Source organism: Microvirga calopogonii, assembly GCF_003347665.1.
GTDB classification, from domain to species: domain Bacteria; phylum Pseudomonadota; class Alphaproteobacteria; order Rhizobiales; family Beijerinckiaceae; genus Microvirga; species Microvirga calopogonii.
Window position 1 is genome coordinate 22,609 of record NZ_QDGA01000058.1, and the last position, 6,269, is coordinate 28,877.

The following is a 6,269-nucleotide window of genomic DNA, read 5'->3' on the forward strand; positions in this document are numbered from 1 at the left end:
TTCGCTCCCGTGTCTCTGTTCAAGCGCCGTCGCTTCCCAGTCGCGATGATCCTGCTGTGCGTGCGCTGGTACTGCAAGTACGGGATCAGCTATCGCGATCTGTCTGAGATGATGCAGGAGCGCGGTGTCAAAATAGACCCATCCACCCTCTTTCGTTGGGTGCAGCGCTATGCCCCGGAGATTAAGAAGCGGATGCGACCATACCAGGGTCATCGTTCAGGCTCATGGCGCGTGGATGAGACCTATGTACGAGTAGGCGGACGCTGGCGGTACTTATTTCGAGCAGTCGATAAACACGGTCGGTTGATTGCCTCGATGCTGGCCGGTCGGCGTGATACCGGAGCGGCTTATCGCTTCCTTCGTAAAGCCCTGCGGGCGGTGTGCGACTATCCTCCCTCAGCCATCACGACCGACAAACTGGCATCGTATCCGAAGGCAATTCGGCGCCTGCAGGGCGAGGGATTGCTGCCGCAGTATGTCGAACACCGCACGTCAAAGTACTTGAACAACATTCTTGAGGCGGATCACGGTGCACTCAAGCGGATGATCCGTCCGACACGCGGCTTCCAGACGATGAAAACCGCCGCCGCGACCCTGACGGGTTTTGAGATCATGCGCATGATCCGCCGCGGTCATTACAACAAGTAGGGATGTCGAGCGACAGGCGAAGTCCGTCTCTTCAATCAGCTCTTCGGCCTTGCAGCTTGAACGACCCGTTCGACGGGGTTCGTTATGCCCTTTTCAAGTTACTGCAACGGTGGCGTCTTATCCATCGCGTGCCTCCATGTAGGCTCGTTCAGGCCAAGTCAGCCTCCAAGCATAGCCGCATCCCAGCCAGCCTGAAAGACAGGCGGGGTGTGGGGAGCAGTTAGAGTTTATCAGAGCCCGTTACTTGCCTCTTTGATTGCAGCGTTGAGGCCAAGTTCTTCGAACCGGCTGGGAAAGATGAGGGCGGCTGCTCGAAGGACTGCAATCCCGATTTGGGCGCAAGTCTTCATTGCAGACTGAGTGACGACACCACCTTCGGGCAATAGAAGAACCTGAAGGTGTGTTTTGCCTGTAGCTTGCTCTTTGATGATTTTGAGGGAGGACATTAGCGCCCGTTCATTGGGGTGGGCCCCATGGCTAATTGTCCATTCATAAAGATATTTGTAAATCCGCCCTAGGTCTCTGTCGGCATCCTTGATAGCTGTCAGCATTGCGCCGCCTGTGAAGGCTTTCCGTGCCTCCTTGCGAGTGTTCTCGTTGTCTTCCCTGTTCAGCCATGTCTCATTCAATTCAGGATTGGCTTTGAGTAGATGAGCATAACCCGCGTATTCAAGGCATGAGCGCATAGACACATAAGCATCCGTGGGGGCTGTCATGCTCAAAAGGGATGCCACTCGATAGGCGCCAATACTGCGCAAGATTAGCAAGGCCGGCAAGATGTGCTCAGGGTCTATGAAATCTTGGAGTAGACTATTAAATATATTATCTACGGCTTCTAACTTGCGGCGCTCTGCGGGCAGATTGTTGAAGCTCGCAAGGGTGTTGCTGAACAGAGTATCGTAAAACTCGGTGAGAGGGGATGCTGACCATCCGTCAGGGCGTTTTTCATCCAAGTTGCTCATGCGCTCCCTCTCAACCCAGTCCTATGCAGCTTGAAGGGGCAGCGCAAGATCTGTGCCCGATTATACGTTTAGCTGGAAGCGCCGTGTCCGGCACAGGCGACGGTGAGCGTCGGCTGCTGCCAGCCGACGAGGTCCTCGACGCTTCCGACGCAGGCGGCATCGAGGGCGTGGGTTTTCGGGATTCCGAGGCGGGAGCGGTTCCACTTCGTCCGACCGCCGGACCAGCCTGAGACGGGCACGCCTGTCTCTTTCAGGGCTTCGTAGAGCGCCCATCGCGTCGCGTTCATCGCGGCGGCGTCGCGGAGCGGCGCGCGCATGTGCGCCTGGATCCGAGAGAGTCGCTTTGGGTTGCGAACGAAGTCCGTCAATCTCATGCTGCCCTTGGCTTGGTTGCACGGCTGGCAGGAGATCCCGAGATTGGAAACCCGGTCAGTGCCGCCCTTGGATCGGGGCACGAAGTGCTCGATCTGGAGCGGCACGTTCACGGCATCGCAATAGATGCAGGCGCGGCCCCATTTTTCGAGGCAATACTCACGGACTTCGTATTCGGCGAGGGTGCCCTGCTGATATTCGACGCCTGAGATGTCCGGGTTCTGCATGATCTGGGTGTCGAATCGGACGCGTCGAGGTCGATCGCCGTCACAGGAGCGAGTTCGCGAAGGCGGCGCACCCAGGAGACGGTGGTATCAACCCGGTGCTGGAGGGAGCGAGCCACCCCTCTGGGCGTGTGCGGTTCTCGAATCGCTTCGGACGGTACCGGAGATTGCCACGGCGCCGGCGTCGGAAGGCCCGCCGTTGCGTCAGCGCATCGCGGATCTGGTGACCCCGGTGCTGGAGCTCGATGAGCGCGAGAACCCACTGGCGGGCCACGTCGCCTCTGGTGAGGGCGATTCCGGTGCCTTTCGAGCCGGGGTCGATTTTCAGCCGGATCGGCTGAAGGGTGGACTCCTCGACCGTGCGGTCGATGAGCCTGATCGTGAACGGACGCATGCGGTGCACCCGGGCGCGTCCGGCCGAGAGCAGTTTCCGGGCTCGTTTTTCCGAGCACGGCATCAGCGGTTTCTGGTGTTTATCGAGGACGTACACCGCCATCGACGTCCTCCTGATATAGGGGAGCGCGCAAGGTTTGTGCAATAAACCTCGGTATCTTGGACGAAGCATGAACACTCCTCAGGGAAGCACCCCTCAGGCAGCGCTTCGGTGGCGGACATTGCGCAACGGACGGTGCTGGCCGACCACAGTGGCGGCCTGCTGCCAGAGATAGTCGCCGGCCAGGCTGATGTGTCGCCAGCCCAATGGTGCGACATGCGTGAGAAGCTCATCCGGCACGATCCAGCCTTGGGATCGCAGATGCTCCACCGCTCGGCCCATGTAGAGCGTGTTCCAGTACACGATCGCAGCGATCACCAGATTGAGCCCCGAGGCACGGTAGCTCTGGTTCTCGAACGTCCGATCCGTGGTCCGGCCCTGCTTATGGGCAAAGATTGCCTGGGCCAGGGAATTGCGCGCCTCGCCCTTGTTGAGGCCGACATGGCAACGCCGCCGCAGGTCTGGGCTCTCCAGCCAATCGAGCGTGAACAGGCTCCGCTCGGTTCTCCCAATCTCCTGGAGGGCGAGATCCACCCGGTTCTGGCGCTTGTAAGCGCTCAGCTTCTTGAGCATCACGGAGGGAGCGACCGTACCAACTTTGAGGGACGCTGCCAGATGCAGCACCTCGTCCCAGCCTTGGCGCACCACGTCGGCGCGGATCGGGCGGCCCATCAACGACTGGAGGCTACTCGGCACCTCCAGGCCCGCCATGGTGGCCAGCCGCCGATCCTTCAGATCCCGCAAGCGGGGCACAAACCGGAAGCCGAGCAGATGGCACAGGCCAAAGACGTGGTCGACCACGTGTTTGGCCTCTTCGCTTTGACGGGCCGGCGGTTTGCTCCGCGGCTGCGCAACCTCAAGGACCGGAAGCTCCATACCTTCGAGAAGCCGGATGCCTATCCGGCACTTCAGCAGCACATTGGCGTGCCGATCAACGCCAGCCTGATTATGGAGTACTGGGATGACCTGCTTCACTTGGCGGCCTCGATCGAGACACGAGCTGTCGCACCATCGGCAATCCTCAAGCGGCTGGCCGCCTCTCGCAATCCCAGCCAACTCGCCCGCGCCCTCGGGAGCTTGGTCGCCTTGAGCGCACGCTGTTCATGATCGAGTGGTACTCCGACCCTGCACTCCGGCGGCGTTGTCAGGCCGGCCTGAACAAGGGCGAGGCGGCCCACAAGCTCAAGCGAGCCGTGTTCTTCCACGAGCGTGGTGAGATCCGGGACCGCTCGTTCGAGAGCCAAGCCTTCCGGGCATCTGGATTGAACCTGGTGGTCAGCGCAATCATCCACTGGAACACGGTCTATCTCGGACGGGCTGTGGACCATCTCCGCCGCCAGGGTCGGATCATCCCGCCTGAGGTGCTCAAGCACGTGTCGCCTCTGAGCTGGGAGCACATCAATCTCACCGGCACCTACGCATGGGGCGAGCAGCCTGTGCTTGTAGACGGCTTTCGACCCTTGCGACTACCCAAGCCCTTGGCTCGCGCCGCATAGCCCAACGGCAGAGCCGATCGTCAGGTTCGTTGTTCGTTCTACCTTAGCGTATAATCAGGAACAAATCTTGCGCTGACCCCAAGGTGGAACTGTGGGGGGGAGCCTCTGTTCACATCGCTCGTCCAAGCCTCAGCCGAGGAATGGCTCCCAGGGGTATTTGCCTAGCTTGGCATCAGTCCCTCCATCAAGACCGCGGTCAAAGGTCAACCGAGAAAGTCGGTATGACGCCAAAGACGATAATCCAGTGTGCCTTAGCACATGTCTAACCAGAAGACTGCTCGCCCCCGAAACTGCCCCAGTTACTAAGCGGAGCAGATTAGGGGGCAAGGGATACCTGCAGACTGGTCTTCGGGCTTCAGTCTATGGATGACCGTGCCGACTGGTAGTTCCGACCCTCCACCTGCGCAGACGGGAACCCTCCCGGCCCTGACGTTTCGCCATATCCGTAAGCGATCATCACAAACAGCACGGCGGCCAAGGCAACCACCAGCCCCATGAAGATGAGGACCATCGCGATGCGGGTGGTGGGACTGTCCTCGTGCATGCTGTGTCTCCGTGACAGGCTGATGAGCGGATAACGCCGGAACGTCAGCAGAGCAGAGTGTGGGCCGCGGGCCTCAGGCTGCCCGGATGACGAGGTCGGCCAGCGGCGGGATCTTCGGCTGACCTGTGTTCAATCCCAGCCGATCCCCGAGATAGGCGAAGAACGACAATCCGAGCTTGCGGCAGGTCTTCAACAGCCCCAGCATCACATCGCGGGCCAGGCGGCCATCCGCGCTCATGGTGCCACCGGAGATCTTGCGCTTGATCACCCAGGCGCGCAGGTCGTTCTCGGAGGCATTGGTGTGCAGCGGGATCTCGGGACGCTCGAGCACCCGCAGCAGTTCGCCCTTGCGCCGTGCCAGACGGGCGAGCAGTTCGTCGAGCTCCTGGTAGCCCGTGCGCAGGCCAAAGATCTTGTCGAACTGCCGCCGGAAGGCCCGCTCCCCACCTGGCGAGGGGCTCTGCTTCCACAGCTTCAGACCGCGATAAAAACACCAGATCGCCTCGCGGACCAGCTCAACGGCATTGGCCTGCTTGGGTGAGGCCGGCATCAGCTTCTGCAGGTGGCGCTCCGCATGGATCCAGCATAGGGCGTGCTGAGCAACCCGGAACTGCCCGGCATCGTCGGAGACCACGACGGTGTTGGCCATCAGCCCGTGATGCCGGAGCGCGCCCCAGGTGGCGGCTTCATCCAGTAGCCGAAGCAGAGGCCGGTCGAAGATGTTGATCGAGCAGCGCAGCAGATGCTGCCACCACTCCATCTGCGAGCTGAACACCTGGTCCTGGAGCTGGCTCAACCGGGCGATCACGGCGGCCTCGACCGGCTGCCGGCGCAGATAGTCCAGCGCGGCCTCGTTGGCGACGTAGTCCTCGCAGCCACCCCGCAGCAGCGTCAGGAAGTTCAGGCGCGATTTCGACCGGCTGGTGCGGAAGACGCAAAAGCGCTCGCCGCCGATCTGGGTGGTCACCGCGGGACGGCGGGCATGGCGCGCCCCGGTATCATCGACGGTGAGGTAAGGCGACGAGACCAGGCCGGCCTGCAGGATCGCACGATCTTCCTGTTCGAACAGCTCCAGATCTGAGGTGAGCAGACGGACGACCTCGCGCTTGGAGATCGCCAGGCCAATACCGTTCAGCAGATCGGTCAGGCGCTCGGTGGTCACCTGGCCTTGCGTGTGCAGGGCGAGGCAGAACCGCCGCACATTGGGTCCGAACCCGCCGGTGATGCCAATCGGCAGCGGCGCGATGAGGGTCTGGCCCTCGGGTGTCACCCACCGTTCCCGTTTGTAGCGCACCACCTCGGCAACCAGCACCAGATCCCGATGCACGACCGTCTTGTAGCCTTTGAAGCGCGAGCCGGGCGGAGCCTCGACCGGGATCGTGACCTCGCGGGTGACCCGATCCCGTTTGGCGCCGCGCCCGGGACGCCGGCCTGGACCAGCAGGGCGCGGCTGGGTGGCTTTCTCCATGCCGGAGGGGTTGAAGGGTGGGCGCGGCGGCAGGTGCTTGAGCCGGGCGATCTCGTCCTTCA

General features: G+C 61.6%; 6 protein-coding genes and 2 pseudogenes. 2 read left to right on the forward strand and 6 right to left on the reverse strand.

Annotated features, from left to right (window positions below; all coding sequences use genetic code 11):
* Nucleotides 1-9: 9 nt before the first annotated feature.
* Nucleotides 10-648: an IS6 family transposase gene (locus DDF70_RS25745; protein ID WP_114947613.1), complete on the forward strand. Its 639-nt coding sequence runs from the start codon at nucleotides 10-12 to the stop codon at nucleotides 646-648.
* Nucleotides 649-878: 230 nt separating this feature from the next.
* On the opposite strand, the gene DDF70_RS25750 is transcribed toward DDF70_RS25745, so the two are convergent.
* The 4 genes and pseudogenes from DDF70_RS25750 to DDF70_RS25760 form a co-directional block, all read right to left on the reverse strand.
* On the reverse strand, nucleotides 879-1,610 hold the full coding sequence (locus tag DDF70_RS25750) for a hypothetical protein (RefSeq protein ID WP_114947614.1): 732 nt from the start codon (nucleotides 1,608-1,610) through the stop codon (nucleotides 879-881).
* Between the two features lie 68 nt (nucleotides 1,611-1,678).
* The gene (gene iscB / locus DDF70_RS37575) at nucleotides 1,679-2,284 is read right to left on the reverse strand and encodes an RNA-guided endonuclease IscB (protein WP_281024390.1); all 606 of its coding nucleotides are present in this window, start codon (nucleotides 2,282-2,284) and stop codon (nucleotides 1,679-1,681) included.
* Nucleotides 2,250-2,702 carry an RRXRR domain-containing protein gene (locus DDF70_RS37580; protein ID WP_205772479.1) on the reverse strand — a complete coding sequence of 151 codons (453 nt, stop codon included), beginning with the start codon at nucleotides 2,700-2,702 and terminating at the stop codon, nucleotides 2,250-2,252. Before DDF70_RS37580 ends, iscB begins: the two co-directional genes overlap by 35 nt.
* Nucleotides 2,703-2,795: 93 nt before the next feature.
* Nucleotides 2,796-3,494 (reverse strand): annotated as a pseudogene (locus DDF70_RS25760) (Tn3 family transposase); the annotation flags it as partial.
* Here DDF70_RS25760 and DDF70_RS25765 point away from each other — a divergent pair.
* Nucleotides 3,471-4,195, forward strand: a pseudogene (locus DDF70_RS25765) (Tn3 family transposase). The pseudogenes DDF70_RS25760 and DDF70_RS25765 sit on opposite strands and share 24 nt — an antisense overlap.
* A gap of 355 nt (nucleotides 4,196-4,550) precedes the next feature.
* Here DDF70_RS25765 and DDF70_RS25770 read toward each other — a convergent pair.
* Both DDF70_RS25770 and DDF70_RS38285 read right to left on the reverse strand, forming a co-directional pair.
* Nucleotides 4,551-4,739 (reverse strand): hypothetical protein, encoded by a 189-nt coding sequence (locus DDF70_RS25770; RefSeq protein WP_114947615.1) that lies wholly within the window; start codon nucleotides 4,737-4,739, stop codon nucleotides 4,551-4,553.
* Between the two features lie 73 nt (nucleotides 4,740-4,812).
* Nucleotides 4,813-6,269 (reverse strand): IS66 family transposase (locus tag DDF70_RS38285; protein ID WP_245435650.1); only part of this gene is annotated, 1,457 nt, incomplete at its 5' end.

What these genes read in the sequence shown, in the direction of transcription:
- DDF70_RS37580 (WP_205772479.1), bottom strand. Translation starts at nt 2,702, where the DNA reads ATGGCGGTGTACGTCCTCGATAAACACCAGAAACCGCTGATGCCGTGC.
- DDF70_RS25770 (WP_114947615.1), bottom strand. Translation starts at nt 4,739, where the DNA reads ATGCACGAGGACAGTCCCACCACCCGCATCGCGATGGTCCTCATCTTC.
- DDF70_RS25750 (WP_114947614.1), bottom strand. Translation starts at nt 1,610, where the DNA reads ATGAGCAACTTGGATGAAAAACGCCCTGACGGATGGTCAGCATCCCCT.